The organism is Paracoccus endophyticus, from assembly GCF_003286075.1.
Classification (GTDB): Bacteria; Pseudomonadota; Alphaproteobacteria; order Rhodobacterales; family Rhodobacteraceae; genus Paracoccus; species Paracoccus endophyticus.
Window position 1 is genome coordinate 1 of the sequence record NZ_QLUV01000009.1, and the last position, 26,197, is coordinate 26,197.

The following is a 26,197-nucleotide window of genomic DNA, read 5'->3' on the forward strand; positions in this document are numbered from 1 at the left end:
CCCTATTGCTTCACCTGATTGCGGCGAGGATTTGGCCCGAAAGAACCCTGCACAGGGAAGTATTAGCCGCCTGACACGGTTGTTCAGAGCCGACTAAGGAAGGGGGGCGCGGGACCTGCGCCCGCGCCCCCCTTGACGTGCGGCCCGGCGGGCGGCCTTGGATCAGGCGTCCAGACGGTTCGCCTGCGCCTCGACCGTGGTGGACGGGCCAGAGGTCTTGGCGATCTCGATCCGGCGGGGCTTCAGCGCCTCGGGGATTTCGCGCACCAGGTCGATGTGCAGCATCCCGTCGGCATGGCTCGCGCCCTCGACCCGGACGTGGTCGGCCAGGGCGAACTTGCGCTCGAACGCACGGGTGGCGATGCCGCGGTGCAGATAGGTGCGGCCCTCGTCCTCGGCCGCCTTCTGCGCGGCGACGATCACGGCGCCATCGCGCACATCGACCGACAGGTCGTCGGCGGCAAAGCCGGCCACGGCGATCGAGATGCGATACGCATTCTCGCCGGTCTTCTCGATGTTGTAGGGCGGGTAGGTCGGCGCCGACAGGTCCGAGGTCAGGGCGCGGTCCATCAGGTCCGCAATCCGGTCGAACCCGACCGAGGCGCGATAGAGCGGGGCAAGATCCATGTTACGCATGTGTCGCATCCTTTGCAGCGATGAGAGTTGTGCTGCCCCCCGATGACCGGGCGGGCTTAGGATGTCGGCGCCGGTTGGCCATCCGACGCGAAAAATGTGGTGAGGTGCCCTTGGGGTTTCAAGGGCCGCAATCGCACGATCAGACCGGATCGGGGGCCCAGATCGCAGGGTCGGCCAGCTCGATCGAGTTGCCCGCCGGGTCGCGCAGGTAGATCGACCGGGCACCGTTCGGCCAGCGGAAATCAGCCTCGATCGCGATGCCGCGCGATTCCAGATGCGCGCGCCAGTCGTCCAGCGTCTCGGGCGCGGCGGCAAGGCAGGCGTGGCCCGGACCCACCGCCCCGTGCGGCGGCACGGGCAGGCGCGCGTCGGGGGCGGGCGGGCGCACCGTGGCGTGTGCGTCAAACACCAGCAGCACCTGCGACCGCGGGCTGTCGGCGGTTCTGAAGAACACATGCCGGCCGGGGACGCGGGCGATCACGGCCAGGCCCATCACCCCGGTCCAGAACGCCTCGGCCGCCGCAAGGTCGTCGGCGTAAAGCGCGGTTTCCAGCGTGCCGAGAAGGGGCGGCGTCATGCGGCGGCCCCGGCCGGGATGTCGCCCAGGGCAGGCGGCACCGGCCCGCCGGTCGCCCAGTCCAGCAACTCGACCGTGTGAACGACAGGGATGCGCGTCCCCTGCCCGATCTGGACCATGCAGCCGATGTTGCCGGCGGCGACGGCCTGCGGACCCAGCGCCTCGATCGTGCGGACCTTGCGGTCGCGCAATTCCCCCGACAGCACCGGGTGCAGCAGGTTGTAGGTTCCGGCAGAGCCGCAGCACAGATGGCTGTCGGCCGGCGTGACCACCTGGAACCCGGCGCGCGCCAGCAGCGATTTGGGCGCGGCGACGATGCGCTGGCCGTGCTGCAGCGAACAGGCGGCGTGATAGGCCACGCGCAGCGCCCCAGGGACTGCCGGCGCGCCATGCCCTGTCGGCACCGCCGCCCCCGCGGTGCCCGTGCCGCCCGGCCGCGTCACGGGGGGCAGGCCATGGCCGTCGAGGAACTCGGTCACGTCGCGGGCCAGGCCCGCCACCCGTTCCGCGCCGGCACGGTCCGGGTCATGCGCGAACATATGTCCGTAATCCTTGACCGTCGTGCCGCATCCCGAGGCGTTGATGATGATGGCGTCCAGCGGCTCGGCCGCGTCTGCCGCCAGAAAGGCGCGGATCGCCGCCCGTGCCGTCGCCATCGCCTGCCCTTCCTTGCCCATGTGATGGGTCAGCGCCCCGCAGCAGCCAAGGTTGGCCGGGATCACCACCTGGCAGCCCGCGCGGCGCAGCAGGCGGATCGTCGCGTCGTTGATGTCGGGGTTCAGCGCCCGCTGCGCGCAACCGGTCAGCAGCGCGACCCGCGCCCGGCGCGGCCCGATGGGGTCGAAGGTTGTCCCCAGATCGTCGCGCGTCGGTCCCGCGATGCGCCTTGGCGCCATCGCGATCATCGCCCGCAGCCGGGCGTCCGGCATCAGCCGGGCAAACGGCCGGGCCAGCCGCGCGCCCAGCAGGGCCAGCCGGAACCGTCCCGGATAGGGCACCACCGCCGCCAGCAGCGCGCGCAGCGCCCGGTCGGTCCAAGGCCGGTGGTAGGTGTTCTCGACATGCACGCGGGCATGGTCGATCAGGTGCATATAGTCCACGCCCGACGGACAAGTGGTCATGCAGGCCAGGCAGGACAGGCAGCGGTCGATGTGCAGCGCCGTGCGGTCGTCGGCGGCGCGGCCCGATTCCAGCATGTCCTTGATCAGGTAGATGCGGCCGCGCGGGCTGTCCAGCTCGTCGCCCAGGACCTGATAGGTGGGGCAGGTCGCGGTGCAGAACCCGCAATGCACGCAGGTCCGCAGGATGCCGTTCGCCTCGGCGATCGCGGGATTGGCCAGCTGTTCGGGGGTGAAGGCCGTCTGCATCTAGGGTCTCCCGGAAAACAGGCCGCGCGGGTCGAACTGCGCGCGCATCTGGTCGTTCAGCCGCTGCACGGCCGGACCCGGTGCGGGAACGGTGCGCGCGGGCGCCCCGTGCACGCGGACGGCAAAGGCCCCCGCGGGCAGGTCGGGCGGCATCCAGTCGGACGGCGCCTGCGCCCAGATCAGCGCCCCGCCCCAGTCCAGCGCCACCGCGCCGGGCAGCGCGCCCACCAGCGCGGCCGCCTGCGAGGGGCGGCAGACGATCCGCCAGACCGCGCCGGTGCCCAGGCTTGCCAAGCCGCCGGGCATCTGGCGCAGGGCCGTGAAATCGGCGTTGCCCGCCTGCACCTCGACCGTGCCGAATGGCGCCAGCCGCTGCGCCAGCGTCTCGGCGCGGATGGCGACCGATCCGGCCAGCCCCTCGACCCGCAGGACGGTCCGCCCGGATGGCAGCACCCCCGCCCCTGTCACGTCCCACGGCCCGGTCAGCGCGGCGGTCATCGCGGCGACGGCGCGGGCAGGGTCAAGGTCCGAAAGGCTCAGCGTGGCGCAGGCCGGGGGCACCGGCTGGGTCTTGAACGCGACCTCGGTCAGGACGCCCAGCGTGCCGCGGCTGCCCGCCATCAGCTTGACCAGGTCATAGCCGGTGACGTTCTTCATCACGCGGCCGCCGTTGCGGACGATGTCGCCGCGCCCATCGACAAAGGTCACGCCGATCAGGCTGTCGCGGGCGGCCCCGTCCTTGACCCGGCGCGGGCCACTGGCGTTGGCGGCCGCGACGCCGCCGATGGTCGATCCCGGCGCGGCCGGCGGCTCGAAGGCAAGGCGCTGCTGCTCGGCCGCCAGCGCCGCCTCGACCTCGGCCAGCGGCGTGCCGGCGCGCACGACGATGGTCAGCGCCGCGGGTTCGTACAGCGTGATGCCGGTCAGCCCGGCGGTGGACAGCCGCGTGCCGCCCCCCTCGCCCGGCAGCAGCCTCGTGCCGCCCCCTACGACGGCCAGCGGCCCGCTTGCGCCCCGCATGATGTCGGCCAGCGCCTTTTCGGACGCGGGGACCTGCGCGCGGGCGTCGTCAGGCGGCATTGCGGCGCCCTTCGCGGCGGCTGGCCGATGTGGCCAGCGGGAAGACCTTGGCCGCGTTCAGCAGCCACAGGGGGTCGAACACGTCCTTGACGCGCATCTGCGCCTGCATGTCTGTGTCCGAGAACTGGGCGCCCATCAGGTCGCGTTTTTCGACGCCGACGCCATGCTCGCCGGTCAGGCAGCCGCCCACCTCGACGCACAGCCGCAGGATGTCGGCGCCCAGCGCCTCGACCCGCTCCAGATCGCCGGGGCGGTTGGCGTCGAAGATGATCAGCGGGTGCATGTTGCCGTCGCCCGCATGAAAGACGTTGGCGACGGGCAGGCCGGCCGCGTCCGACATCTCGGCGATGCGCCTCAGCACCTGCGGCAGGGCGCTGACCGGGATGGTGCCGTCCAGGCACATATAGTCGCCCCTCTGCCCCATCGCGCCGAAGGCCGACTTGCGGCCCAGCCAGATGCGGCGCGATTCGTCCTCGGACTTGCTCTCGCGGAACTCGACCGGGGCAAAGCGCAGGGCGATGTCGCGGATCAGCGCCAGCTGCTCGTCGATCTCGGGGGGCGTGCCCTCGACCTCGACGATCAGCAGCGCCTCGCAATCGGGGTATCCGGGGTGGGCGAAGTTTTCGGTCGCGACGATGCAGGGGCGGTCCATGAACTCGATCGCCACGGGCAGGACGCCCGCGCGGATGATGGCCGCGACGCAGGCGCCGGCGGTTTCCGACGAATCGAACCCGATCAGCACCGGGCGCGCGCCGGCGGGCTTGGGCAGGATGCGCAGCGTGGCTTCGGTGACGACCCCAAGCTGGCCTTCGGACCCGCAGATCACGCCCAGCAGGTCCAGGCCCGGCGCCTCGCCCATGGGGCCGCCCAGCTCGACCACGGTGCCGTCTATCAGCACGACGGTCGCGCCCAGCAGGTTGTTGGTCGTGACGCCGTATTTCAGGCAATGCGCCCCGCCCGAGTTCATGCCGATGTTGCCGCCGATGGCGCAGGCCAGCTGCGACGACGGGTCGGGGGCATAGAAGAACCCGGCGTCGTCCACCGCGCCCGACACCGACAGGTTCGTGCGCCCGGCCTGCACGCGGATCAGCCGGTCGCCGTAATCGACCTCGAGCACGGCGTTCAGCCGCGCCAGCCCCAGCACCACGGCGTCGGCCGTGGGCATCGAGCCGCCCGCCAGGCTGGTCCCGGCCCCGCGCGGCACCACCGGGACGCGTTCGTCATGGCAGACGCGCAGGACGGCGGCGACCTCGGCCGTCGTGGTGGGCAGGGCCACGGCCAGCGGCGGGCAGCGATAGACCGACAGCGCGTCGCATTCATAGGCCCGCGCCTCGACCGGGTCGTCGATCACGGTGCCCGCGCCGACTGCCCGGCGCAACCTTGCCACGACGGCCCCGCGGCGGGCGATGACGGCGCTGTCGGGCAAGGGCATCTGCATCGGTGCGGTCCTTGGGTCAGTGCGATCCGGCCAGCATCCGCGCGATCTCGTCCTTGAGCCGGGCGCGTTCCTTGCGCAGGTCCGTCTCGGCCTCGGCCGACATCGGCGTCTGGCGCGATTCCGCACCGGCGACGCGGTCGTTCACGCTGTCATAGTCGTCCAGCAGGCGGGCGAAGTGTCCGTTCGACAGCTTCAGCGCGTGGATGCGGTCGGCAGCGTCGGGGAATTCCTCGTGGATGGCATGAGGGGCAGCCATGGCAATCGTCCTTTCCATTGGCGCACGGTCGTGCGGTCCCCTCAAGGTCTAATCCCGGCGCGGTCCCGTGACAACCGGGCGGCGCGGCGGCCAAGCCGCTGGCCCGAGGGCACGGGCAGGGCTAGATGTCGGGCATGCGCTGGATCACCCCCCTGCCCCTTGGCCTGTCGGCCGCCGACCTTGCCGCGCTGGCGCTGCTGGCGCTGGCCTGGTTCGGCGTGTGCCGGCTGGTCGAGCGTCCGCCCGCAAGCCGGCCGTCGGTGTCGGTCCTGATGAAGCGCTATCGCCGCGAATGGATGCGCCAGTTCCTGCATCGCGACCCCCGCATCTTCGACGGCAACATCCTGTCCAGCCTGCGCGAGGGGACGTCGTTCTTCGCCTCGGCCTGCATGATCGCGCTGGGGGGCGGCATGGCGCTGATCGGCAACACCGATCCGCTGGCCGGCATCGCCCGCGACCTTGAGGCCCAGGAGATTCCGGCCCTGCTGTGGCGGCTCAAGATCCTGCTGATCATGCTGTTTCTGGCCAACGCCTTCATGAAGTTCGTCTGGGCGCACCGGCTGTTCGGCTATTGCGCGGTGATGATGGCGGCGGTGCCCAACGATCCCGGCCACCCCCGCGCGCTGGACCGCGCGATGGCCGCGGCCGAGGTCAATATCCACGCCGCCCGCAACTTCAACATCGGGCTGCGCGCGGTCTATTTCGCGCTGGGATCGGCGGGCTGGCTGGCGGGGCCGTGGGGGCTGATGCTGGGTCTGGCGATCGTCAGCGCGATGACGCTGCGGCGCGAGTTCGCGTCGGGGTCGCGGCAGGCGATCCTGAACGACATGGGCCGCGACGGCTGAACGGCCCGGGTCCGCCGCGGGGCCGCGGCGGCACGGGTCCGCGCGACGGCCATGCCTATTGGTGCCAGCGCGGCTTGCGCCTGTCGAAGAACGCCGCGATGCCCTCGGGCGCCTCGTCGTCCTCCCAGACCGCGACCAGCGCGTCGATGGACCGCTCGATGGCCTGCGGGTCGATGCGCGGACCCAGGGCGCGCGCCAGGCGCTTGGCGGCGGCGACGGCCTTGGGGGCGGTCTGCAGATAGGGGATCACCTCGTCCTCGACCGCGGCGTCCAGGTCCGCGCCATCGACGGCATAGGCCAGCAGGCCCAGCGACACCGCCTCGGCCGCGTCGAACAGGCGCGCCGACATGAAGACGCGCCGGGCGCGATCCTCGCCCATGCGGGCCAGCACATAGGGGCCGATGGTCGCGGGAATCAGGCCCAGCCGCGTCTCGGTCAGGCCGAAGGTCGCGCCGCGCGCGCCCACGGCCACGTCGCAGACCGACATCAGCCCCACGCCGCCGCCGAACGCATTGCCCTGCACGCGCCCGATCAGGGGCTTGGGCAGTTCGTTCAGGGCGTTCAGCATGCCGGCAAGCGCCTGCGCCCCCTGCCGCCGGTCGGCGGGGGCGGCGGCCATCTGCTCGCGCATCCAGTCCAGGTCGCCGCCTGCGCAGAACGACGTCCCCTCGGCCGCCAGCACGACCGCGCGCACGGCGGGATCGGCGCCCAGGCGACCCGCCGCGGCGGTCAGCTCGGCGATCATCTGGGCCGACAGGGCGTTGTGCTTGGCCGCGCGCGTCATCCACAGCGTGGCGATTCCGCGGGCGTCGGTGTCGATTCGAATGGTGTCCATCGGCCTCTCCGTCAGGGCGTGGCGCGCGTTCGGCCAGGGGGCTGCGTGCAGGGACGCGCCGCTGGCTGCCGGCGTCGCGGGGTTGTCATGGGCGCGCAGGGCTGTCGATGGGATCGGCCGGCCCCGGGGCCACCAGCGCGCGCGCCATCGCCGCCGCCTGCCCCAGCACGGCCATGTCCAGCCCGGTGTCGAACCCCCGGGCCGCCAGATGCGCGGCCGTGCGTTCCGTGGCCACGTTCCCGGCCGCGCCGGGCGCATAGGGGCAGCCGCCAAGGCCCCCCACCGCCGCGTCGAAGACCCGCAGCCCGCGTGCAAGGCTTGCGTCGATGTTGTCCAGCGCCCGCCCGGCGGTGTCATGGTAATGTCCGGCCAGCCTGTCCGCCGGCACCTCGTCCAGCACGGCGGCCAGCATCGCGTCGATCGTGTCGGGCCGGCCCTGCCCGATGGTGTCGCCCAGGCTGATTTCGTGACAGCCCAGCGCGTAAAGCCGGCCGGCAAGCCGCGCCACGGCAGCCGGCGGCACCGGCCCGTCGAACGGACAGTCGGTCACGACGCTGACATAGCCGCGCACCGGGATTCCGTCAGCCTGCGCGGCCTGCAGGACCGGGACGAACCGGGCAACGCTGTCCTCGACCGAGCAGTTCAGGTTGGCGCGGCTGAACCCCTCGGACGCGCTGGCGAAGACCGCGACCTCGTCGGCGCGGGCCGCGCGCGCGGCGTGATAGCCGCGCAGGTTCGGGGTCAGCACGCCATAGCGGACGCCGGGCGCGCGCGTGATGCCGGCCATCACCTCGGCCGCATCGGCCATCTGCGGCACCCATGCGGCGGGCACGAAGCTTGTCACCTCGATCCGGCGGAACCCCGCGCGGCCCAGCAGATCGACCAGCGCGATCTTGTCGGCGGCCGGGATCAGGCGGCGCTCGTTCTGCAACCCGTCGCGCGGGCCCATCTCGACGATCTCGACGGTCTCAGTCATCGGGCAGCTCATAGAAGTCGCGGTCGTAAAGCCAGGGCTCGCCCTCTTGCGGCAGGGCGCGCCGGAACGCCGGGCGCTGGGTGCAACGGTCCACATAGGCTTGCAGCGCGGGCGACAGGCGGACAAAGCGGCCCGCCGTCCAGACCGACCAGCCGACGGCGCAATCGACGCCCGAGAAGCCGCCCGCCATCAGCCAGTCCTGCCCCTCGACCGTCTGTTCCACCAGCCGCAGGGTGCGGGCCAGCCGCGCCGTTTCCAGCTTCATCACGGTCAGCGAGCGTGCGCCCGGATCGCGCAGCATCATGTGGCTTTGCGTAAGGTTCGCGATGTGCTGACCGATGGTTTCGGCGAAATGCAGCCAGTCAAGCCAGCCCATCCGCCCCTCGTCCCCCGGTGCCCGCCACAAATCGCGGCCGCGGGTTTCGCACAGGTATTCGATGATGGCGCCGGATTCGTGGATGACGCTGCCGTCTATCTGGATGGCCGGCACCCGGCCCACGGGATGGATCGCGGCGTATTCGGCGGCGCGCATGTCCTTGCTGCGCAGGTCCATTACCCGCAGGCTGAACGGCAGGTCCAGTTCGTTCAGCAGCCACAGGATGCGCATCGACCGCGACAGCGGCACGTGCCACAGGATGATGGCGTCGCCCGCGCCCTCGACCGGGCCGCCGCTGGCCGGGGGCTGTGCGGGAGCCGGGGTCTGGGCGGGGGCCGGGGTTGCGTCCGGTGCCAGGGGGGAATCAGGCATCGTCGTCCTCCAGCCGGATCAGGGGTGCGCCAGCCTCGACCTGGTCGCCGGCGCCCGCCAGCACCTCGGCCACGGTGCCGTCGCGGGCGGCGGTCAGGGTATGCTCCATCTTCATCGCCTCGAGGATCGCCAGCCGGTCGCCCGCCACCACCGTCTGGCCCGGGGTGACGAAGACCGCCTTGACCAGCCCCGGCATGGGCGACAGCGTCAGGCCCCCGCCCGCCGCCTCGGCCTGCCGGTCCAGCGGATCCTGGGGCACCAGCGTCAGGCTGCGGCCGCCGAAGACGCTGACGCCCGCCGGATGCGCGACGATGCGCGAGCGGCGGGGCGAGCCGTTGACCCACCAGCGTTCGCCTTCGTGCGATACGTCGTGCACGGTGCCGTCCAGCGTCACGCGGGCGCGGCCGGGTCCAAGAACCTCGATCGCGGCCTCGCCGCCCTCCCAGGTCACGGTGCGCCTGAGGGGCGACCACAGGGTGATGCCGCCGCGCACGGCGGGGTCGTGCAGCCCCGCCACGCCCAGCGCGGCCAGCGCGCGCGTTTCGGCCGGGGGTTCGGCCTGATCCAGCAGGTCGTCCAGGTCGCGCCCGATCAGGCCGGTATCGACCTCGCCCCGGCGAAAGCCCTCGTGCCGGGTCAGCGCGATCAGGAAGTCGATGTTGGTGACGGTGCCCGCGACCTCGGTATCCACCAGCGCGGTTTCCAGCGCGCGCAGGGCGATGGCGCGGGTCGGGCCGTGGGTGATGATCTTGGCGATCATCGGGTCGTACCACGGGCTGATGCTGTCGCCCTGGCGCACGCCCGTTTCGTTGCGAGCGTTCTTGGCGAACGTCAGGTGGGCGAGCTTGCCCGTCGCCGGCAGGAAGCCGGCCGGCACGTCCTCGGCGTAAAGGCGGGCCTCGAAGGCGTGGCCGGTGATGGTCAGGTCCTGCTGGCGCCTGGGCAGCGGCTCTCCGCTTGCCACGCGCAACTGCCATTCGACCAGATCGACGCCGGTGATCGCCTCGGTCACGGGATGCTCGACCTGAAGGCGGGTGTTCATCTCCATGAACCAGAAGCCGTCGGGGCGCAGGCCGTGGCTGCCGTCCACGATGAACTCGATGGTGCCCGCGCCGGCGTATCCGATGGCCTCGGCGGCGCGGACGGCGGCGGCACCCATGGCGGCGCGGACCTCGGGCGTCATGCCGGGGGCCGGGGCCTCCTCGATCACCTTCTGGTGGCGGCGCTGCAGCGAGCAGTCGCGCTCGAACAGGTGGACGGCGCGAAGGCCGTCGCCGAAGACCTGCACCTCGATATGGCGGGGGGCGGTGACGTATTTCTCGATCAGCACGGACGGGTTGCCGAAGGCGGTCCGCGCCTCGCTCTGCGCCGAGGCAAGGGCGGCGGCGAAGTCCTGCGCGCGTTCGACCAGCCGCATCCCCTTGCCACCGCCGCCCGCGACCGCCTTGATCAGCACGGGATAGCCGATGCGCCCCGCCTGCTCGCCAAGGAAATCCGCGTCCTGGTTGTCGCCGTGATAGCCGGGAACGACGGGAACGCCCGCCTTTTCCATCAGCGCCTTGGCCGCGTCCTTGAGACCCATGGCGCGGATGGCGCTGGCGGACGGCCCGATGAAGACCAGCCCTGCCTCATCGACCGCGTCCACGAACGCGGGGTTTTCCGACAGGAAGCCATAGCCCGGATGGATCGCCTGCGCGCCACTGTCCAGCGCCGCCTGGATGATGACGTCGCCGCGCAGGTAGCTGTCCCGGGGCGCTGCGCCGCCGATATGCACGGCCTCATCGGCCATCGAGACATGGCGCGCGCCCCGGTCGGCGTCGGAATAGACCGCGACGGTCCCGACCCCCAGCTTGCGGCAGGTGTCGATGACGCGGCAGGCGATCTCGCCCCGGTTGGCGATCAGGATCTTGCTGAACATGCGTTCGCCCCGTGTTGCCCGGCCGCACCGGGGGTTTTCCACCCCCGGACCCCCGGAGGATATTTGTGCAAGGAAGAAAGACCTGGGATGCAGCGCATCGTCACATCCTGAACAGGCCGAAGCGCGTGGGCTCGATCGGCGCGTTGAGGCTGGCGCGCAGGCTTAGCGACAGCACGTCGCGGGTCTTGCGCGGGTCCACGATGCCGTCATCCCACAGGCGCGCCGAGGCGTAGAGCGGGTGGGACTGGCGCTCGAACATCTCAATGGTGGGGCGCTTGAACTCGGCCTCGTCCTCGGGCGACCAGCTGCCGCCCTTGCGCTCGATCCCCTCGCGGCGGACGGTGGCCAAGACGCCCGCCGCCTGCTCGCCGCCCATGACGCTGATGCGCGAGTTGGGCCAGGTCCACAGGAAGCGCGGCGAATAGGCGCGCCCGGCCATGCCGTAGTTGCCGGCGCCGAAGCTGCCGCCGACCAGCATGGTGATCTTGGGCACTGCGGTCGTCGCCACCGCCGTCACCATCTTGGCGCCATGGCGGGCGATGCCCTCGTTTTCGTATTTTCGCCCGACCATGAAGCCGGTGATGTTCTGAAGGAAGATCAGCGGGATGCTACGCTGAGAGCACAGTTCGATGAAATGCGCGCCCTTGATGGCGGCTTCGGAAAACAGCACGCCGTTGTTGGCGACGATGCCGACGGGGCAGCCCTCGATGTGGGCAAAGCCCGTGACCAGCGTCTCGCCGAAGCGCGGCTTGAACTCGTCGAAGCGGCTTCCGTCCACGACGCGGGCGATGACCTCGCGGATGTCATAGGGGGTCCGCAGGTCGGCGGGGACGACGCCGAGGATCTCCTCGGGGTCGTAAAGGGGCGGTTCCGGCGACTGCCAGACCACCGTCTGCGGCAGGCGGCGGTTCAGGTGGCTGACGGCGCGGCGGGCGAGCGCCAGCGCGTGGCTGTCGTCCTCGGCCAGATAGTCGGCCACGCCCGACAGGCGCGTGTGCACGTCGCCCCCGCCCAGATCCTCGGCGCTGACGACCTCTCCGGTCGCCGCTTTCACCAGCGGCGGGCCGGCCAGGAAGATGGTGCCCTGGTCGCGCACGATGATCGTGACGTCCGACATGGCGGGGACATAGGCGCCGCCCGCCGTGCAGGACCCCATCACCACGGCGATCTGGGGGATGCCCTTGGCGCTCATCTGCGCCTGATTATAGAAGATGCGCCCGAAATGGTCGCGGTCGGGGAAGACCTCGTCCTGATTGGGCAGGTTCGCCCCGCCCGAGTCCACCAGATAGACGCAGGGCAGATGGCACGCCTCGGCGATCTCCTGCGCGCGCAGGTGCTTTTTCACCGTCATCGGATAATAGGTGCCGCCCTTGACGGTGGCGTCGTTGGCGACAACCATCACGTCCAGGCCATGCACCCGTCCCACGCCCGCGATGACCCCGGCGCCCGGCGCCGCGCCGTCATACAGGTCATGCGCCGCCGTGGCGCCGATCTCCAGAAAGGGCGAGCCGGGGTCGAGCAGGTTCGCCACCCGTTCGCGCGGCGGCATCTTGCCGCGCGCGGTGTGGCGGGCCAGCGCCTCGGGGCCGCCGCCAAGCGCCGCGGCCTCGGCGGCCTGCCGGACCGGGTCCAGCATCGCCAGATGCGCCTGCCGGTTGGCGCGGAAGGCGTCCGACGAGGTCAGGGCCGCCGATTTCAGTTTCATGCCGGGTGCTCCTGTGAAGGCAGGCGGGTGCGGCGTTCTGTCGCAGACGCGCCCACGCCGCCAAGGGTTTGATCTGGATCATATGACGGGCCCGTGAACGGGCGCAGGGCAGCGGCAGACGATCGAACGGGAGAACAGTGATGAAGATGATCAGCCTTGCCGCCCTTGTCGCCGTGCTGGCAATGCCCGCCCTGGCGCAACAGGCGGGTGACTGGACCATCGGCCTTGGCGCGGGCAGCGTCATGCCCAAGGACGACAACGGCACCGTCGCCGCCACCCTGGATGTCGAGGTCGACGACGACATCCGCCCGACGCTGACGGTGGAATACTTCCTGCGCGACAACATCGGGGTCGAACTGCTGGCCGCCACGCCCTTCAAGCATGACGTCAACGTCAAGGGCCTGGGCAAGGTCGGGACGGTCGAGCACCTGCCGCCGACGCTCAGCGTCAACTATCACTGGGACACCGGCTCGGCCTTCAAGCCCTATGCCGGCGTCGGCCTGAACTGGACGAACTTCTGGGGTGAATCGACCACCGGCGCACTGGCCGGCAACGACCTGGACCTGGAACACAGCTTCGGCCTGGCGCTGCAGGCGGGCGCCGACTGGTGGCTGAACGACCGCTCGGCGATCCGCGCGACCGTGCGCTGGATCGACATCGACAGCGACGCTTACCTGAACGGCGACAAGATCGGCGAGGTCGAGATCGACCCCATCGCCGTGCAGGCCGCCTATGTGATGAAGTTCTGAAACGACGGCTCTCGCCGTCAGCAGGGGGCGTCGCCCATCGCGGCGCCCCTTTGCCGTTCGCCGGCGCCGCGATTGCCGCACGGCCGCCATCAGTCCAGCGCCATCAGTTCACGCCCGATCAGCATGCGCCGGATTTCAGACGTCCCCGCCCCGATCTCCATCAGCTTGGCGTCGCGGAACAGGCGGCTGACGACCGAATCGTTCAGGAACCCCGCGCCGCCCAGCGCCTGCACGGCCTGATGGGCCTGCACCATCGCCTGTTCGCTGGCATACAGCACCGCGCCCGCCGCGTCCTGACGCGTGACCTTGCCCGCGTCGCAGGCGCGTGCGACCTCGTACACATAGGCGCGGGCGGTGTTCAGCGCGACATACATGTCGGCGATCTTGCCCTGCATCAGCTGGAACGACCCGATGGGCTGGCCGAACTGGCGGCGCTCGCGGACATAGGGCATCACCTCGTCCAGGCAGGCGGCCATGATGCCGGTGCCGATACCCGACAGGACCAGCCGCTCGTAGTCCAGCCCCGACATCAGGACGCGGACCCCCTTGCCCTCTTCGCCCAGGACGTTCTCGAACGGCACTTCGGCGTTGTCGAAGATCAGCTCGCCCGTGTTCGAGCCGCGCATCCCCAGCTTGTCGAAATGCGGCCCCTGGGTGAAGCCCCTGGTCCCCTTTTCGACGATCAGGGCGGTCATGCCGCGGCTGCCCGCCTCGGGGTCGGTCTTGGCATAGACGATCAGCGTGTCGGCGTCGGGGCCGTTGGTGATCCAGTACTTGCTGCCGTTCAGCACGTAATAGCCGTTCCGCCTGTCGGCGCGCAGCTTCATGCCGACAACGTCGCTGCCCGCCCCTTCCTCGGACATCGCAAGGGCGCCCACATGCTCGCCGCTGCACAGCCTGGGCAGGTACTTGCGCTTCTGCTCGTCGGTACCGTTCAGCTTCAGCTGGTTCACGCACAGGTTGGAATGGGCGCCATAGGACAGGCTGACCGAGGCGCTGGCGCGCGCGATTTCCTCGACGGCGATGGTATGGGCCAGATAACCCATGCCGGCGCCGCCGTATTCTTCGGGGACGGTGATGCCCAGCAGGCCCAGCTCGCCCATCTCGCGCCACAGCGCGGGCGGAAAGACGTTGCTGCGGTCGATTTCGGCGGCCATCGGCCTGACGCGATCCTGCGCCCAGCGGTGCACCATGTCGCGCAGCGCGTTCACATCCTCGCCCAGGTCGAATTCCATGCCACGCGTGAACATCCAGCCCCTCCTCAGGGTTATTGAACGTATGTTCATTTAAAAGGCTTATGCCGCAGCATCACGGCGCCGGTCAACAGAAAGCTTAGCGGCTGATGCGCGGTCTGTCTGCGGCGGCGGGGGCAAGCCCGCCGCGACCGCCCCCGTCTTGCGTGGCGGCGCAGCACTTGCCATAAGCACCGGCGCGGGCGGTTAGCTCAGTTGGTAGAGCGTTTCGTTTACACCGAAGATGTCGGGGGTTCGAGCCCCTCACCGCCCACCATCCTCATGTCAAGCAAGCACTTGGACGCCCGTTTCGCCCGGTGCGCCGAATCACGGTGACGCACCGGCACGGGGTGTCCCACGTCCGCTGGCCGCTTCCGCCTGCGCTGCACCCGTCCCGCCGTCGCAAGGCCAACCGGGTTCCAGCCATCGGGTGTCCCTGCCGGTGGCTGCCCCGGTGTGTGATGCCGGTGCGATACCCGGGCCTGCCCGCTCAGCCGCCCCAGGTGCGGTCCAGCATGGACAGCCAGTTGCGCCAGGCGATCTTCTCGACCAGCGCGGAACCATAGCCGTGGTCCTGCATGGCCCCGATCAGGCGTGGCAGGGCCGCGGCGTCCGGCAGGTCGGCAGGCATCAGGGCGCCATCGAAGTCGGAGCCCAGCGCCACGCCGTCCTCTCCCAGGATCGCCAGCAGGTGGTCGAGGTGCCGCAGCATCGTGTCGAAGCCCTGCACCGGCAGGCGCTTTCCATCCGGGCGCAGAAAGCCGCTGGCAAAGTTCAGCCCGACCAACCCGCCCGACTCGGCGATCTGGCGCAGTTGCCGGTCGGTCAGGTTGCGCGAACTGGGCGCAATGGCGTGCGCGCAGGAATGACTTGCCACCAGCGGCGCATCGCTGAGCCGCGCGACGTCGTCACAGCCCTTTTCGTTCAGGTGCGACAGGTCCAGCATGATCCGCAGCGCGTTGCATTCGCGCACCAGCGCGCGCCCGTCGGGCGTCAGTCCCTCGCCGGTGTCGGGCGAGGCGGGGAACGCGAACGGCACGCCGTGGCCATAGGCGGTCGGCCGCGACCAGACCGGCCCCAGCGACCGCAGCCCCGCCGCGTGCCACAGGTGCAGCGCGTCCATGTCGCGGATCGCCTCGGCCCCTTCCATGTGCAGGACGGCCGCGATCCTGTCCGCCACCATCGCCGCGCGGATGTCCGCGGCGCTGCGGCACAGGCGCAGCAGCCCGGCCCGATCCAGCGCCAGCAGATGCGCCGCCTGCGCAAACGCCTGCGGCAGGGCGGCCGCGTGGGGCACCTGCGGAGGCAGGTCCAGCGCAAAGGGCGGGTTCTGCATGCGCGTCAGCAGCCCGTCCAGGTCGCCGTGCTGCAGGTCGGGAATCCACAAGGCGAACAGCCCGCCGACCATGCCCCCCGCCCGTACGCGCGGCAGGTCCAGATGCCCGGTCCCGTCCCCGTCCCGCCACAGCGCCGCCGCGCGGGGGCCTGCCGCCATCAGCCGCTGGACGAAATCGTTGTGCCCGTCGAAAACCGGAATCATCGCCTGCCTCTCATGCTGCCGGGCGCGACACTGCGCCGGGGGGGCGCGCCGGCACAAGCCGCGCGGTTGCCGGCGCGCCCATGGCCGCCTTGCCCCTTGCACGCGGGGCGCGGCGTGTCATCCTGCACCCACGCTGCAGTGCAGGAGGATTGCCATGCCCCAGATCCGCGCGGATGCGCCCGTGCAGACCGTGATCTGCACCTTCGACGTGACGCCCGGCACCGCGCAGGATGTGCTGGACGCGCTGAACGATGCCTATGTCAGCGTCATCTCGCGCCAGCCGGGGTTCGTGGCGGCGGCCGTTCACCTGAACGATGCCCAGACCCGCATCGCCACCTATTCGCAGTGGCAGGCGCGCACCGACTATCAGGCGATGCTGCGCACGCCCGAGATGCGGGTCCGCAACCGCGCCATCCACGCCATGTGCCGCAGCTTCGAGCCGGTGATGTACGAGGTCGCGGCGGTGTACTGACCCCGGCAGGACTGCCCAGCCGTTCGTTCGATGCGACACCATGGGCGCAGGAGCGGTGAAGGCCCGCTGTTCATTCAGCTTTGGCGTCCTTTCCCCCAGCGCCTCTGCGTCAGAGCGGGGACGAGCGGGGCCCGCCGCGCTTTCCCCAGGATGGTTCGGCAGATCGGAAAGCCCGACCCCGCCGCTGGCCCGCGATTGCTGGACCAAGGACGGCTTGCCGTATTCGTCCGGGCTGACCCGGCATCCGCCTTGAGGGCGTTCCCGGTCATTCCGGAACATCGCAGCAGGAACGCCAAGGCTGATCGGGCCGGACCGACCTGTCTGGCGGACAGGATTCTGCGGCCTGCTGGCCGCCCGCGCCACATCTTTCCTTTGCGGGTCGCTGCCGATGGCAGGGCTTCTGCCTTGCCATGGACCGCCGATGCTGCAATGCAGCATGATCCTTGGGGCCGCAGCAACGCGGGGGGAAACAGTCGTGACCGGACGCATCATCACCGTGGCGCAGCAAAAGGGCGGGTCGGGCAAGACCACGCTGACCGTGAACCTGGCCGTGGCCATGCGCCGGCGGGGCCTGCGCGTGGCGGTGCTGGACACCGATCCGCAGGGCAGCTTGGGGCGGTGGTTCATGGAACGGCTGGACCTGGTCGGCGAGGACGAAGGGCTGGAGTTCTCGACCTCGTCGGCGTGGGGTGCAAGCTATGAAAGCGAGAAGTTGCGGCGGCGCTTCGACGTGGTGCTGATCGACACGCCCCCCAAGATCGAAAGCGACCTGCGCCCTGCCCTGCGGGTCGCCGACCTTGTGCTGGTGCCGGTCGCGTCCAGCCAGGTCGATCTTTGGGCGACCGAGGGCGTTCTGGACCTGGCTGCGCGCGAAAAGCGCCCGGTGCTGGTGGTGCTGAACCGGACGCGGTCGAACACGCGCCTGGGCGCCGAGATCGCGGCCGGCGCGGCCGAGCTGGGCGTCGCCGTCGCGCAATCGCAACTGGCCAACCGCGTCGTCTATGCCGAGACGCTGGGGCGCGGCGGCGCGGTCATCGACGTCGCCCGCTCGCCCGCGCAGGACGAGATCGCGGCATTGACCGACGAGGTTCTGGCCCACGCCGGCGGGCGCTGACGGACAGGCAACAGGGCGGCCGGACAGGCGGGGGCGTCAGGGCGACAGGAATTCGACGCCGGGCAGGGCCGCGATCTGGGCCACGTCCTCCTCATAGGCCTCGGTGATCGCATCGACCAGATCCTGCGTCCAGCCGGCCCCGACCAGCTCGGCGTGGATCGCCTCGGGCCGGGCATGACGGCCCAGCACGTCCGAAAACAGTTCGCGCCGCGCGGCGACGGTCAGGCGCCCCCCCTGGGTCAGCCGGTCGCGCAGCTCGGTCAGGCCCTCGGCCGTCAGGATGTCGCCCAGCACCGACAGCCCCGCCTTCAGCGGCACGTCGGTCGGCATGGTGGCCACGCGGCGCACCGCCTCGGGCCAGATCAGCGGCGTGTCCTCGTAGCACCAGACGATCAGCCGCCGCCCCTGCAACGCCTCGCGGATCGCCTGGACCGACGGGGCCCAGCGCATCCCCAGCGGGTCCACACCGGCCAGCGCGCGGTCGAACGACGGATCGGGCAGGCGCGACACCAGGTGCGGGATCTGCACCGCCGGGTTCTGGATCGCCAGCGACACCTCGACCTCGGCGCTGGGAAACAGGTTGACCAGCGCCCGGATGCGTCCGGCCGCCTGCCCGAAATAGCGCCCGCCCGACAGGCTGCGCGCGGGCGTGCCCAGCAGCGAGGCCTGCGAGATGATCAGCCGGCGGACATCGTCGCCGTCCAGCAGCGCGTCATAGATCACCTCCTCCATCTGCGGCGTGGCCTGTCCCCCCGACAGCGAGGAGACGGCCTCGTCCAGCACGCCCTTCAGTCGGCCGGGGGCCACGACCTCGATGCCGTGGGCCAGCAGCCAGTCGCGGTTTTCCATCAGGGTCTTGATCATCCGCTCGGGCTCGGTGCCGTGGCTGCCGAAATGAAACGCCACCTGCATGTCAGTCCCCTTGCGGTTCCAGGCCCGGTCGGCCGGCGGGCGCAACTTAGCGGCCCGGCGTGGACAGTCAAACCGCTTTGGGCTAGCCCCGGGGCATGACGGACGCACCGGCTTCTCCGCGCCACACCCCCCGCCGCGCCGTTCAGGACCTGCGTCATGGCGCCGGCCTGATGTGGTCGGTGGGCGCCCTTCTGATCGCGGCGCTGGTCATGGCGCCGGTGCTGGCGGTGGCGTGGATGGCGCTGAACCCGGCCGACAACATCTGGCCGCACCTGATCGCCACCACCCTGCCGCGCTATCTGGCCAACACCGTCGTGCTGGCGCTGGGCACGGGGCTGCTGGCCGCCAGCACCGGGGCGGGCGCGGCGTGGCTGGTCACGATGTTCGACTTTCCCGGACGGCGCGCCCTGGAATGGCTGCTGCTGCTGCCGCTGGCCGTGCCCGCCTATATCGGGGCCTATGCGCTGGCGGATTTCCTGGATTATTCGGGTCCCGTCCAGACGGCCCTGCGCGAGGCCGCAGGATGGCAGTCCGCCCGCGACTACTGGTTCCCCGAGATCCGCTCGATCGAGGCCGCGATCGTGGTCCTGGCGGCCGCGCTTTATCCTTATGTCTATCTGCTGGCCCGCACCGCCTGGACAGAGCAGTCGGCCAGCGCCTACGAGGTCGCGCGCGCCCTGGGGACCGGCGGCTGGGGCCTGTTTCGCCGCGTCGGCCTGCCGCTTGCGCGTCCCGCCATCGTCGCGGGCGCGGCCATCGCCATGATGGAGGCGGTCGCCGATTATGGCGTGGTCAGCTATTTCGGTGTCCAGACGCTGAACACCGGCATCTTCACCACCTGGCTCGAAGGGCAGAACGCCGGCGGCGCCGCGCAGATCGCGCTGGTGATCCTGGGGATCGTGGTGGCGCTGTCGCTGGTCGAGCGCATCAGCCGCCGCCGCGCCCGATACCATCAAAGCGCGCGTCATCCCCGCCCCGTGACCCGCCAGCGCCTGCGCGGCTGGCCGGCGGCGCTGGCAACGCTGGCCTGCGTCCTGCCCTTTGCGATGGGTTTCGTTCTGCCGGTGGCGGTGATCGGGCATTATGCGCTGGCCTATCCGCAGGGCTGGTTCCGGCCGGGGCTGACGCAGGCGCTGGTCCACACCCTGACCCTGGGGGGCGGCGCCGCGGTCGCCACCGTCGCGCTGGCGCTGTTCATGGTCTACGGCGTGCGGCTGTCGGGATTGCGGCTGCCGCGGCTGCTGCTGCCCGTGACGACGATCGGCTATGCCGCGCCGGGCGCGGTGCTGGCGGTCGGCATCCTTGTGCCGCTGGCCGCGCTGGACCACCGCATCGCCGATGCCGTCGAGCGGCTGACCGGCGCCGATCCCGGGCTGATCCTGACGGGCACCGGGTTTGCCATCGTGGCGGCCTATATCGTGCGGTTCTTCGCGCTGGGACAGGGGGCGCTGGACGCCGCCTTCACGCGCGTCTCGCCGTCGCTGCCGATGGCCGCGCGGTCGCTGGGGCGCGGCCCGGGGGGCGTGCTGCGCGACCTTTACGTGCCGCTGATGCGGGGGTCCGTGGCCTCGGCCCTGCTGCTGGTCTTTGTCGATTGCTCGAAAGAGCTGCCGGCCACGCTGCTGCTGCGCCCCTTCAACTACGAGACGCTGGCGACGCGGGTGCATGAGAAGGCCAGCCTGGAGGATCTGGGCAACGCCGCCCCCGCCGCCCTGCTGGTCATGGCGGTGGGCCTGGTCGCCGTGGCCCTGCTGGCGCGCACCAACCTGGGCCGGCCGGGACGCTGACGGTCTTGCCGGACGCGCGCGCAGCGCGTATCTGCTGGCCTGCGCCGGTTTAGCTCAGTGGTAGAGCGTCTGATTTGTAATCAGGGGGTCGGGGGTTCAAATCCCTCAACCGGCACCACCTGAATCAATAGCTCATGAGAGTATTGAGGCCGACGATCAGGATAGTTTTCCGGGCAGGGTAACAGGTGGGGTAACAAACAGGGTTACTGACACCCTACCCCGCACAGACTTTGGCAAGAGCGGCGTCAGACTGACAGATAGGCGTCAAGGTCGGCGTGTGCCTTGAGAAGCTCAAACAGCACTCTCATGAACTGGCGGTTCGCGGTCATCCGGGGGGCCTCGTGGTGAGTGCCGCGAGAGAAACGACTTTTGTTCCAAGCTGTGACGTGCCGCTTGAACGAGTCGTCGTCCATCATTTTGGCGGCAACGACGCGACAAACGTTGAGCGAGATAGGGCGTCCCCCTTCGCCGCAAAGGTCAGCGACGGCGGCAACATAATCCCGAACGCTCAGCACATAGGTTGCGAGTTCCAGCGTAAACGGGCCTTCAGGTGGTGCACCGAAGAACACTTCGATGGCGTGAAGCTGCGCCTCGGACGCGAGCGTGGTCATCGTTCCCTCTCTCATTTACACCAACTAGGCACGGCGGTCAGGATTCTGGTAGTCAGTCTCTCTCTTGTCACGCAGTTGCCTCGCGCAGCCGGTCAGGCAAGTCCCGTGCATCTGCAACCGCCTGCGGTCCCCGCGGCCACGTCGCCGGCGTCCCCTCGTCCAGCCACGACAGCGCCGGTCACCACGGCTTGAACGCCGTCCCCAGCGCCCGGGCTGCCTGCGCCCTCACATCCCCAGCGCTGCCTTGTACATGTCCAGGATCGCCTCTTCCTCGGCGATGTCGTCCTTGTCGCGCTTGCGCAGGGCAATGACCTTGCGCATGACCTTGGTGTCATAGCCACGCGCCTTGGCCTCGGCCATCAGCTCTTTCTGGCGCTCGGCCACGTCGCTTTTCTCGGCGTCGAGCTGTTCGTACTGTTCGATGAACTGCCGCAGCTCGCCCGCCGCGATGCCATAGGCCTGATCGTCGCTCATCCGCTGTGTCCCTCTGCTTGACCGAGGCCGTGTCCTAGGGCGTCTTGCCCCATCGCGCAATCGCCGCTAACGCGCGCCGGACCGGACAAGGGCCGGTCGGGCGTGGCCGGATGGAAAAGGAAGACCGCAATGACCGCTTTCGACCTGCTGATCTGGGGGGGTGCCGCGCTGACCGCGGCCGGGCTGATCGGCATCGTGTGGTGCATCGCAGCCGTGGTGGGGGCGCGGCGCGCGGGGGTCGACGACGCCGCCATGCGCGCCCGGATGCAACGCGTGGTCGCCGTGAACATGGCGGCGCTGGCCGCGTCGATGCTGGGGCTGATGGCCGTGGTTCTGGGCATCATGCTGGGGCGTTGACACATTCGACAACTCGAATATATTTCCCCGCAAGCCATGCGATGGGGGGGACCGCCATGCCGACGGACTGGATGCTGGGATTGCTGGGCGGGCTGATGATCGGCGCGGCGGCGGCGGCGTTCCTGTTCGGCGTCGGACAGGTCATGGGCGCCAGCGGGCTGATCGCGGGGCTGCTGTCCCCGGCTTCGGCAGGCCCCGACCGGCGCATCGAGCGGATCGCCTTTGTGGTCGGGCTGGTGGCGATGCCCGCCCTGCTGGTGCATCTTGGCCCCGCGCAGGGGTTTGCGCCGCTGGTCGGCTGGCCGGTGCTGATCCTCGCCGGGCTTCTGGTGGGCTTCGGCTCTCGGGTGGCCAACGGCTGCACCTCGGGCCACGGGGTCTGCGGCGTCTCGCGGCTGGCGCCGCGCGGGATCGCGGCGACCGCAACCTATATCGCCTTCGGCGTGGTGGGCGTGCTTGTCGCGCGCTGGGCGGGGTGGGCGTGATGGCGCGGACCCAAGGTTTGCGGGCGATCATCGCGCTGCTGTCGGGGGCGCTGTTCGGTGCCGGGCTGGTGGTGTCCGGCATGACCGATCCCGCCAAGGTCCGCGGCTTTCTGGACCTGTTCGGGGCATGGGACCCGACGCTGGTGTTCGTGATGGGCGGTGCTGTCGCGGTGATGGCGGTGGCATGGCGGCGGGCCGCGCGGATGGACCTTGCCGCCACCGGCGATCCGATGCCCGGCCCGCCCCCTGCCCGGCTTGATGCGCGACTGTTCGTCGGCTCGATGCTGTTCGGCCTGGGCTGGGGGCTTGCGGGCTATTGCCCCGGTCCGGCGGCGGCGTCCCTGCTGACCGGCGGGATCGGGATCCTGGTCTTCGTGGCCGCGATGCTGGCCGGGATGCGGGCCGCACGCTGGCTTGCATGAGGGCGCTGGTCCAGCGCGTGGCCGAGGCCGAGGTGACGGTCGCAGGCGCGTCCGTCGGGCGCATCGGGCCGGGCCTGCTGGTCCTGGTCTGCGCCATGCAGGGCGACGACGAGGGCCAGGCCGACAGGCTGGCCGCGCGCGTGGCCAGGCTGCGCATCTTCCGGGACGAGGCCGATAAGATGAACCGCTCGGTCCTGGACACGGGCGGCGGCGCGCTGGTCGTCAGCCAGTTCACGCTGGCCGCCGACACCCGCACGGGCAACCGACCCGGCTTTTCCGCCGCCGCCGCGCCAGAGACGGGCGAGGCGCTTTACCTGCGCTTTGCCGCGGCCCTGCGGGACTTGGGCGTTCCGGTGCAGACCGGCGTCTTCGGCGCGGACATGCGCGTGGCGCTGGTCAACGACGGCCCGGTGACGATCTGGCTGGACAGCGCCGTCCGGGGCTGAGCGTTCCTGCGCGCCACGGGTTGACTTTGTCCCCCGGTCAGCCCATCTGTTCCCAGTCGCCGTCCGCTGCCGCGTGAGCAGCCGCAGGTTTCCTGCCAGGGCACGACGTTTCATCTGGTTCCCATGTCACGCAAGGGTCGCCGGCGGGTTTCGTATCTGACCCGCACCCTTACGTCTGTTCCGTCACGGCCCCTGGCCGCGCGGGACCCTGCGTGCGGCCCGATACGGGGGCCGGCGCGCCAAGGAACGAATGATGACAATGACCGACACCCGCCCGGCCCGTCCGGGCAAGCCGCGCTTCGACCGTGCTCCCGCAGCCGATCGCGCGGGCAAGCCGAACTCTCCCGGTTTCATGGCCAAGCGCGGTCCGCGCAAGCGTGGCCCGGCCGAGGCCGAACCTTTTGTCCGCCGCGCCATCCCCGATATGGACACGCCGTTCACCCGCATGGGCATCGACCCGCGCGTGGCGATCAACCTGCCCGACCTGGGGCTGACCGATCCGACGCCGATCCAGGCCGAGGCGATCCCCGCCATCGTCAAGGGCCGCGACCTGCTGGGCCTGGCCCAGACCGGCACCGGCAAGACCGCGGCCTTTGCATTGCCGATGCTGACCCGGCTGCTGGTGGCCGGCAAGCGCGCCGAGCCGGGGACCTGCCGCGCGCTGATCCTGGCGCCGACACGCGAACTGGCGACCCAGATCGCCCGCAACGTCGAATCCTTTGCCCATGGCACCGGCCTGCGCGCCTTTCGCGTGGTGGGCGGCGCCTCGATCAACGTGCAGGTGGACCGGCTGTCGCGTGGCGTGGACATCCTGATCGCCACGCCCGGCCGCCTGATCGACCTGATCGAGCGCAAGGCAGTCCGCTTTGACGACACGCGCTATCTGGTGCTGGACGAGGCGGACCAGATGCTGGACATCGGCTTCATCCATGCGCTGCGCCGCATTGCCAAGCTGCTGCCGCCGGACCGCCAGACGCTGCTGTTCTCGGCCACCATGCCCAAGCTGATGGAGGAATTGGCCGACAGCTATCTGCAGGACCCGGTGCGCGTCGCGGTGAACCCGCCCGGCAAGCCGGCCGAGCGGATCGAGCAGGGCGTCCACTTCGTCAACCAGGGCGACAAGGCCGCGCTGCTGGCCGAGTACCTGGCCAAGCACCCGGGCGAGCTGGCGATCGTCTTCGGGCGCACCAAGCACGGGTCGGAAAAGCTGTACACCCTGCTGCAGAAATGGGGCTTCAAGGTCGACACCATCCACGGCAACAAGAGCCAGGGCCAGCGCGAACGCGCCCTTGCGTCGTTCCGTGCGGAACAGACCCATGTTCTGGTGGCCACGGACGTGGCGGCGCGCGGGCTGGATATCCCGCAGGTCGCGCACATCTACAACTATGACCTGCCGAACGTGCCGGAAAACTATGTCCACCGCATCGGCCGCACCGCGCGGGCGGGCCGCGATGGCCGCGCCGTCGCGTTCTGCGCCCCGGCCGAGGTGGGCGAACTGCGCGCCGTCGAAAAGGCGATGAAGGCCACGATCCCGGTCATCGGGGGCGAGCCGCCGGTCGGCCCCGTGCCTGCGGCCCGCAAGGTCGGCGGCAAGCCCGCGATGTCGGCGGGCCCCGCCCGCAAGCGCCCGGCCCGCCGCCCGTCGCGCGCGCCCAAGTCCGCGCAGCACTGATCAGGATCGGGCGGGGCCGCGTGCCCCGCCCGTTTCCTGTCCGGCAGGTCCCGTGTGAGGGGTCCACGGCCGGTCAGGGACCGGCATCGGCCGGGGGACCGTCGCCGGCAACCCTCGTCGCCGCGCAGTCCTGTTTGCCAGGACAGCGCCACCGCTTTGCCGGAACGGCGTTCAGCAAATCTTTACCTTGGGTGCGGCAGGGTGGGGGCGGCGGCGTTGCGACCGCCGAACCGCTGCGTTAACCCTTCCCAAACAGGTAAAGGACCATTGTCATGCGCGCGATCCTGTCCCGCACCCTGATTGTCGCGCTGCTGGGCCTGGCGCTGCCGCTGGCGGCGCAGACCCCCCCTTCTGCGGGGCAGCCTGACGCCCTGACGGACGCGCTGTCGCAGGCGATGGGTCCGGCAGGGACTGCGGCACCGGCGGGCGACCAGGTGCGCGCCGCCCTGCCGGGGTTCGACACCAACGCCCGGGCGGCATGGGTCTATGACATGTCCACCGGCAGCATGCTGATGGAAAAGAACGCCGATCAGCCCCTGCCCCCCGCGTCGATGTCCAAGCTGATGACCATCTACATGCTGTTCGAGGCGCTGCACGAGGGGCGCGTCGCCATGGACACGCAGTTTCCCGTCTCGACCAAGGCCCGCCAGATGAAGGGCTCGACCATGTTCCTGAACGAACGGGACCGGCCGACCGTCGAGCAGCTGATCAAGGGCATCATCGTGCTGTCGGGCAACGACGCCTGCGTGGTGGTGGCCGAGGGGCTGGCCGGCACCGAGCAGGCGTTCGCCCGCCAGATGACCGAGCGCGGCCGCGCACTGGGCCTGACGCAATCGCATTTCACCAACGCCTCGGGCTGGCCCGACCCCGAGCATCGCATGTCGGCCCATGATCTGGGGCTGCTGGCGCAGCACCTGATCACCGACTTTCCCGAACTCTACAAGAACTTCGCGATCGAGGAATATGCCTTCGACAACCGCGCCCCTGCCAACCGCAACAACCGCAACCCCCTGCTGGGGCTGGGCATCGGGGCCGACGGGCTGAAGACCGGCCACACCGCCGAGGCGGGCTTTGGCCTGGTCGGCTCGGCCGTGCAGGGCGACCGCAGGATCGTGTTCGTGCTGGCCGGACTGGACAGCGAAAAGGCCCGCGCCGAAGAGGCCGAGCGCATCGTCAACTGGGCCTTTCGGCAATTCACCATGAAGACGCTGGTGCCCAAGGGCGAAACCGTGGCCGAGGCGCCCGTCTGGCTGGGCGCATCGGGACGGGTGGCGCTGACCACGGCGGACGGCGTGCGCGTCCTGATCCCCGCCGACGCCGCGCAGGGCGTGACCGCCGAGGCGGTGTTCAACGGCCCGGTCGAGGCCCCAATCACCGCAGGCCAGCGGCTGGGCGACCTGGTCGTCACGATCCCCGGGGCGGTGGAATCGCGCCTGCCCCTGCTGGCGGCAGTCGACGTGCCCCGCGCGGGTGTGCTGGGCCGGTTGCGCGGCGCCGCGCAGCGCCTTGGCAGCCGCGCCATCGTCGCCGTCGGCAACTGAGC

General features: G+C 70.4%; 27 protein-coding genes and 2 tRNA genes. 13 read left to right on the forward strand and 16 right to left on the reverse strand.

Going from position 1 to position 26,197, the window contains the following annotated elements; translation table 11 throughout:
- Positions 1–162: 162 nt before the first annotated feature.
- From DPQ23_RS10860 to DPQ23_RS10885, 6 genes are all read right to left on the reverse strand, one after another.
- Positions 163–636, reverse strand: coding sequence for an Hsp20 family protein (locus tag DPQ23_RS10860; RefSeq protein WP_112874740.1), 474 nt, complete (start codon positions 634–636; stop codon positions 163–165).
- 139 nt (positions 637–775) lie between these two features.
- Complete coding sequence (locus DPQ23_RS10865; RefSeq protein WP_112874742.1) at positions 776–1,213, reverse strand: VOC family protein; 438 nt, start codon at positions 1,211–1,213, stop codon at positions 776–778.
- Positions 1,210–2,580, reverse strand: coding sequence for a glycolate oxidase subunit GlcF (gene glcF, locus DPQ23_RS10870; protein WP_112874743.1), 1,371 nt, complete (start codon positions 2,578–2,580; stop codon positions 1,210–1,212). The genes DPQ23_RS10865 and glcF overlap by 4 nt, the downstream gene beginning before the upstream one ends.
- Positions 2,581–3,660 carry an FAD-binding protein gene (locus DPQ23_RS10875; RefSeq protein ID WP_112874745.1) on the reverse strand — a complete coding sequence of 360 codons (1,080 nt, stop codon included), beginning with the start codon at positions 3,658–3,660 and terminating at the stop codon, positions 2,581–2,583.
- On the reverse strand, positions 3,650–5,098 hold the full coding sequence (locus tag DPQ23_RS10880) for an FAD-linked oxidase C-terminal domain-containing protein (protein WP_112874747.1): 1,449 nt from the start codon (positions 5,096–5,098) through the stop codon (positions 3,650–3,652). Before DPQ23_RS10880 ends, DPQ23_RS10875 begins: the two co-directional genes overlap by 11 nt.
- Before the next feature lie 16 nt (positions 5,099–5,114).
- Positions 5,115–5,354: an HP1242/YdcH family protein gene (locus tag DPQ23_RS10885; protein ID WP_112874748.1), complete on the reverse strand. Its 240-nt coding sequence runs from the start codon at positions 5,352–5,354 to the stop codon at positions 5,115–5,117.
- Between the two features lie 134 nt (positions 5,355–5,488).
- Between DPQ23_RS10885 and DPQ23_RS10890 the strand changes: the two genes are divergently transcribed.
- Entirely contained in the window at positions 5,489–6,199 is a 711-nt protein-coding gene (locus DPQ23_RS10890; RefSeq protein WP_112874912.1) for a DUF599 domain-containing protein, read from the forward strand.
- A 55-nt stretch (positions 6,200–6,254) separates the two neighbouring features.
- Here the strand turns inward: DPQ23_RS10890 and DPQ23_RS10895 are convergent, their stop codons facing one another.
- The 5 genes from DPQ23_RS10895 to DPQ23_RS10915 form a co-directional block, all read right to left on the reverse strand.
- Positions 6,255–7,034, reverse strand: coding sequence for a crotonase/enoyl-CoA hydratase family protein (locus DPQ23_RS10895; RefSeq protein ID WP_112874750.1), 780 nt, complete (start codon positions 7,032–7,034; stop codon positions 6,255–6,257).
- 85 nt (positions 7,035–7,119) lie between these two features.
- The gene (locus DPQ23_RS10900; protein WP_112874913.1) at positions 7,120–8,010 is read right to left on the reverse strand and encodes a hydroxymethylglutaryl-CoA lyase; all 891 of its coding nucleotides are present in this window, start codon (positions 8,008–8,010) and stop codon (positions 7,120–7,122) included.
- Positions 8,003–8,758: a glutathione S-transferase family protein gene (locus DPQ23_RS10905; protein WP_112874752.1), complete on the reverse strand. Its 756-nt coding sequence runs from the start codon at positions 8,756–8,758 to the stop codon at positions 8,003–8,005. Before DPQ23_RS10905 ends, DPQ23_RS10900 begins: the two co-directional genes overlap by 8 nt.
- A complete protein-coding gene (locus tag DPQ23_RS10910; protein ID WP_112874753.1) occupies positions 8,751–10,676 on the reverse strand; it encodes an acetyl-CoA carboxylase biotin carboxylase subunit in 1,926 nt (641 codons plus the stop codon). Before DPQ23_RS10910 ends, DPQ23_RS10905 begins: the two co-directional genes overlap by 8 nt.
- 100 nt (positions 10,677–10,776) lie before the next feature.
- Complete coding sequence (locus DPQ23_RS10915) at positions 10,777–12,381, reverse strand: carboxyl transferase domain-containing protein (protein ID WP_112874754.1); 1,605 nt, start codon at positions 12,379–12,381, stop codon at positions 10,777–10,779.
- 140 nt (positions 12,382–12,521) lie between these two features.
- Here DPQ23_RS10915 and DPQ23_RS10920 point away from each other — a divergent pair, with 140 nt between their 5' ends.
- Entirely contained in the window at positions 12,522–13,130 is a 609-nt protein-coding gene (locus DPQ23_RS10920) for an OmpW/AlkL family protein (RefSeq protein WP_112874756.1), read from the forward strand.
- Positions 13,131–13,219: 89 nt separating this feature from the next.
- Here the strand turns inward: DPQ23_RS10920 and DPQ23_RS10925 are convergent, their stop codons facing one another.
- Positions 13,220–14,380: an isovaleryl-CoA dehydrogenase gene (locus DPQ23_RS10925; RefSeq protein ID WP_112874758.1), complete on the reverse strand. Its 1,161-nt coding sequence runs from the start codon at positions 14,378–14,380 to the stop codon at positions 13,220–13,222.
- Positions 14,381–14,563: 183 nt separating this feature from the next.
- Between DPQ23_RS10925 and DPQ23_RS10930 the strand changes: the two genes are divergently transcribed.
- Positions 14,564–14,639, forward strand: a tRNA-Val gene (locus tag DPQ23_RS10930).
- Positions 14,640–14,852: 213 nt separating this feature from the next.
- On the opposite strand, the gene DPQ23_RS10935 is transcribed toward DPQ23_RS10930, so the two are convergent.
- Positions 14,853–15,902: a dipeptidase gene (locus tag DPQ23_RS10935; RefSeq protein ID WP_112874759.1), complete on the reverse strand. Its 1,050-nt coding sequence runs from the start codon at positions 15,900–15,902 to the stop codon at positions 14,853–14,855.
- Between the two features lie 154 nt (positions 15,903–16,056).
- On the opposite strand from DPQ23_RS10935, the gene DPQ23_RS10940 reads away from it, so the two are divergent.
- Together DPQ23_RS10940 and parA are read left to right on the forward strand one after the other, a co-directional pair.
- A complete protein-coding gene (locus DPQ23_RS10940; protein ID WP_112874761.1) occupies positions 16,057–16,374 on the forward strand; it encodes an antibiotic biosynthesis monooxygenase family protein in 318 nt (105 codons plus the stop codon).
- A 475-nt stretch (positions 16,375–16,849) separates the two neighbouring features.
- Positions 16,850–17,488: a ParA family partition ATPase gene (gene parA, locus DPQ23_RS10945; protein ID WP_112874915.1), complete on the forward strand. Its 639-nt coding sequence runs from the start codon at positions 16,850–16,852 to the stop codon at positions 17,486–17,488.
- Between the two features lie 36 nt (positions 17,489–17,524).
- Here parA and DPQ23_RS10950 read toward each other — a convergent pair whose 3' ends face one another.
- Complete coding sequence (locus DPQ23_RS10950) at positions 17,525–18,400, reverse strand: hypothetical protein (RefSeq protein WP_112874763.1); 876 nt, start codon at positions 18,398–18,400, stop codon at positions 17,525–17,527.
- A 170-nt stretch (positions 18,401–18,570) separates the two neighbouring features.
- On the opposite strand from DPQ23_RS10950, the gene DPQ23_RS10955 reads away from it, so the two are divergent.
- Complete coding sequence (locus DPQ23_RS10955; RefSeq protein ID WP_112874765.1) at positions 18,571–20,187, forward strand: ABC transporter permease; 1,617 nt, start codon at positions 18,571–18,573, stop codon at positions 20,185–20,187.
- Positions 20,188–20,230: 43 nt separating this feature from the next.
- Positions 20,231–20,305 (forward strand) — tRNA-Thr (locus tag DPQ23_RS10960).
- Positions 20,306–20,432: 127 nt separating this feature from the next.
- Here DPQ23_RS10960 and DPQ23_RS10965 read toward each other — a convergent pair.
- Both DPQ23_RS10965 and DPQ23_RS10970 read right to left on the reverse strand, forming a co-directional pair.
- Positions 20,433–20,798: a hypothetical protein gene (locus DPQ23_RS10965; protein ID WP_112874767.1), complete on the reverse strand. Its 366-nt coding sequence runs from the start codon at positions 20,796–20,798 to the stop codon at positions 20,433–20,435.
- Between the two features lie 225 nt (positions 20,799–21,023).
- Complete coding sequence (locus DPQ23_RS10970) at positions 21,024–21,272, reverse strand: DUF2312 domain-containing protein (protein WP_112874769.1); 249 nt, start codon at positions 21,270–21,272, stop codon at positions 21,024–21,026.
- Between the two features lie 129 nt (positions 21,273–21,401).
- Here DPQ23_RS10970 and DPQ23_RS10975 point away from each other — a divergent pair, with 129 nt between their 5' ends.
- The 6 genes from DPQ23_RS10975 (at position 21,402) to DPQ23_RS11000 (ending at position 26,195) form a co-directional block, all read left to right on the forward strand.
- Positions 21,402–21,629: a hypothetical protein gene (locus tag DPQ23_RS10975; protein ID WP_112874770.1), complete on the forward strand. Its 228-nt coding sequence runs from the start codon at positions 21,402–21,404 to the stop codon at positions 21,627–21,629.
- A 56-nt stretch (positions 21,630–21,685) separates the two neighbouring features.
- Positions 21,686–22,114 (forward strand): YeeE/YedE family protein, encoded by a 429-nt coding sequence (locus tag DPQ23_RS10980; protein WP_112874917.1) that lies wholly within the window; start codon positions 21,686–21,688, stop codon positions 22,112–22,114.
- A complete protein-coding gene (locus tag DPQ23_RS10985; RefSeq protein ID WP_112874772.1) occupies positions 22,114–22,536 on the forward strand; it encodes a DUF6691 family protein in 423 nt (140 codons plus the stop codon). The genes DPQ23_RS10980 and DPQ23_RS10985 overlap by 1 nt, the downstream gene beginning before the upstream one ends.
- Entirely contained in the window at positions 22,533–22,982 is a 450-nt protein-coding gene (dtd, locus tag DPQ23_RS10990) for a D-aminoacyl-tRNA deacylase (protein WP_112874773.1), read from the forward strand. Before DPQ23_RS10985 ends, dtd begins: the two co-directional genes overlap by 4 nt.
- Positions 22,983–23,235: 253 nt before the next feature.
- Positions 23,236–24,654 (forward strand): DEAD/DEAH box helicase, encoded by a 1,419-nt coding sequence (locus DPQ23_RS10995; protein WP_112874919.1) that lies wholly within the window; start codon positions 23,236–23,238, stop codon positions 24,652–24,654.
- Positions 24,655–25,049: 395 nt separating this feature from the next.
- On the forward strand, positions 25,050–26,195 hold the full coding sequence (locus DPQ23_RS11000; RefSeq protein WP_112874920.1) for a D-alanyl-D-alanine carboxypeptidase family protein: 1,146 nt from the start codon (positions 25,050–25,052) through the stop codon (positions 26,193–26,195).
- Positions 26,196–26,197: the final 2 nt, after the last annotated feature.

What these genes read in the sequence shown, in the direction of transcription:
- DPQ23_RS10860 (WP_112874740.1), bottom strand. Translation starts at nt 636, where the DNA reads ATGCGTAACATGGATCTTGCCCCGCTCTATCGCGCCTCGGTCGGGTTC.
- DPQ23_RS10865 (WP_112874742.1), bottom strand. Translation starts at nt 1,213, where the DNA reads ATGACGCCGCCCCTTCTCGGCACGCTGGAAACCGCGCTTTACGCCGAC.
- glcF (WP_112874743.1), bottom strand. Translation starts at nt 2,580, where the DNA reads ATGCAGACGGCCTTCACCCCCGAACAGCTGGCCAATCCCGCGATCGCC.
- DPQ23_RS10875 (WP_112874745.1), bottom strand. Translation starts at nt 3,660, where the DNA reads ATGCCGCCTGACGACGCCCGCGCGCAGGTCCCCGCGTCCGAAAAGGCG.
- DPQ23_RS10880 (WP_112874747.1), bottom strand. Translation starts at nt 5,098, where the DNA reads ATGCAGATGCCCTTGCCCGACAGCGCCGTCATCGCCCGCCGCGGGGCC.
- DPQ23_RS10885 (WP_112874748.1), bottom strand. Translation starts at nt 5,354, where the DNA reads ATGGCTGCCCCTCATGCCATCCACGAGGAATTCCCCGACGCTGCCGAC.
- DPQ23_RS10890 (WP_112874912.1), top strand. Translation starts at nt 5,489, where the DNA reads ATGCGCTGGATCACCCCCCTGCCCCTTGGCCTGTCGGCCGCCGACCTT.
- DPQ23_RS10895 (WP_112874750.1), bottom strand. Translation starts at nt 7,034, where the DNA reads ATGGACACCATTCGAATCGACACCGACGCCCGCGGAATCGCCACGCTG.
- DPQ23_RS10900 (WP_112874913.1), bottom strand. Translation starts at nt 8,010, where the DNA reads ATGACTGAGACCGTCGAGATCGTCGAGATGGGCCCGCGCGACGGGTTG.
- DPQ23_RS10905 (WP_112874752.1), bottom strand. Translation starts at nt 8,758, where the DNA reads ATGCCTGATTCCCCCCTGGCACCGGACGCAACCCCGGCCCCCGCCCAG.
- DPQ23_RS10910 (WP_112874753.1), bottom strand. Translation starts at nt 10,676, where the DNA reads ATGTTCAGCAAGATCCTGATCGCCAACCGGGGCGAGATCGCCTGCCGC.
- DPQ23_RS10915 (WP_112874754.1), bottom strand. Translation starts at nt 12,381, where the DNA reads ATGAAACTGAAATCGGCGGCCCTGACCTCGTCGGACGCCTTCCGCGCC.
- DPQ23_RS10920 (WP_112874756.1), top strand. Translation starts at nt 12,522, where the DNA reads ATGAAGATGATCAGCCTTGCCGCCCTTGTCGCCGTGCTGGCAATGCCC.
- DPQ23_RS10925 (WP_112874758.1), bottom strand. Translation starts at nt 14,380, where the DNA reads ATGTTCACGCGTGGCATGGAATTCGACCTGGGCGAGGATGTGAACGCG.
- DPQ23_RS10935 (WP_112874759.1), bottom strand. Translation starts at nt 15,902, where the DNA reads ATGATTCCGGTTTTCGACGGGCACAACGATTTCGTCCAGCGGCTGATG.
- DPQ23_RS10940 (WP_112874761.1), top strand. Translation starts at nt 16,057, where the DNA reads ATGCCCCAGATCCGCGCGGATGCGCCCGTGCAGACCGTGATCTGCACC.
- DPQ23_RS10950 (WP_112874763.1), bottom strand. Translation starts at nt 18,400, where the DNA reads ATGCAGGTGGCGTTTCATTTCGGCAGCCACGGCACCGAGCCCGAGCGG.
- DPQ23_RS10955 (WP_112874765.1), top strand. Translation starts at nt 18,571, where the DNA reads ATGTGGTCGGTGGGCGCCCTTCTGATCGCGGCGCTGGTCATGGCGCCG.
- DPQ23_RS10965 (WP_112874767.1), bottom strand. Translation starts at nt 20,798, where the DNA reads ATGACCACGCTCGCGTCCGAGGCGCAGCTTCACGCCATCGAAGTGTTC.
- DPQ23_RS10970 (WP_112874769.1), bottom strand. Translation starts at nt 21,272, where the DNA reads ATGAGCGACGATCAGGCCTATGGCATCGCGGCGGGCGAGCTGCGGCAG.
- DPQ23_RS10975 (WP_112874770.1), top strand. Translation starts at nt 21,402, where the DNA reads ATGACCGCTTTCGACCTGCTGATCTGGGGGGGTGCCGCGCTGACCGCG.
- DPQ23_RS10980 (WP_112874917.1), top strand. Translation starts at nt 21,686, where the DNA reads ATGCCGACGGACTGGATGCTGGGATTGCTGGGCGGGCTGATGATCGGC.
- DPQ23_RS10985 (WP_112874772.1), top strand. Translation starts at nt 22,114, where the DNA reads ATGGCGCGGACCCAAGGTTTGCGGGCGATCATCGCGCTGCTGTCGGGG.
- dtd (WP_112874773.1), top strand. Translation starts at nt 22,533, where the DNA reads ATGAGGGCGCTGGTCCAGCGCGTGGCCGAGGCCGAGGTGACGGTCGCA.
- DPQ23_RS10995 (WP_112874919.1), top strand. Translation starts at nt 23,236, where the DNA reads ATGACAATGACCGACACCCGCCCGGCCCGTCCGGGCAAGCCGCGCTTC.
- DPQ23_RS11000 (WP_112874920.1), top strand. Translation starts at nt 25,050, where the DNA reads ATGGGTCCGGCAGGGACTGCGGCACCGGCGGGCGACCAGGTGCGCGCC.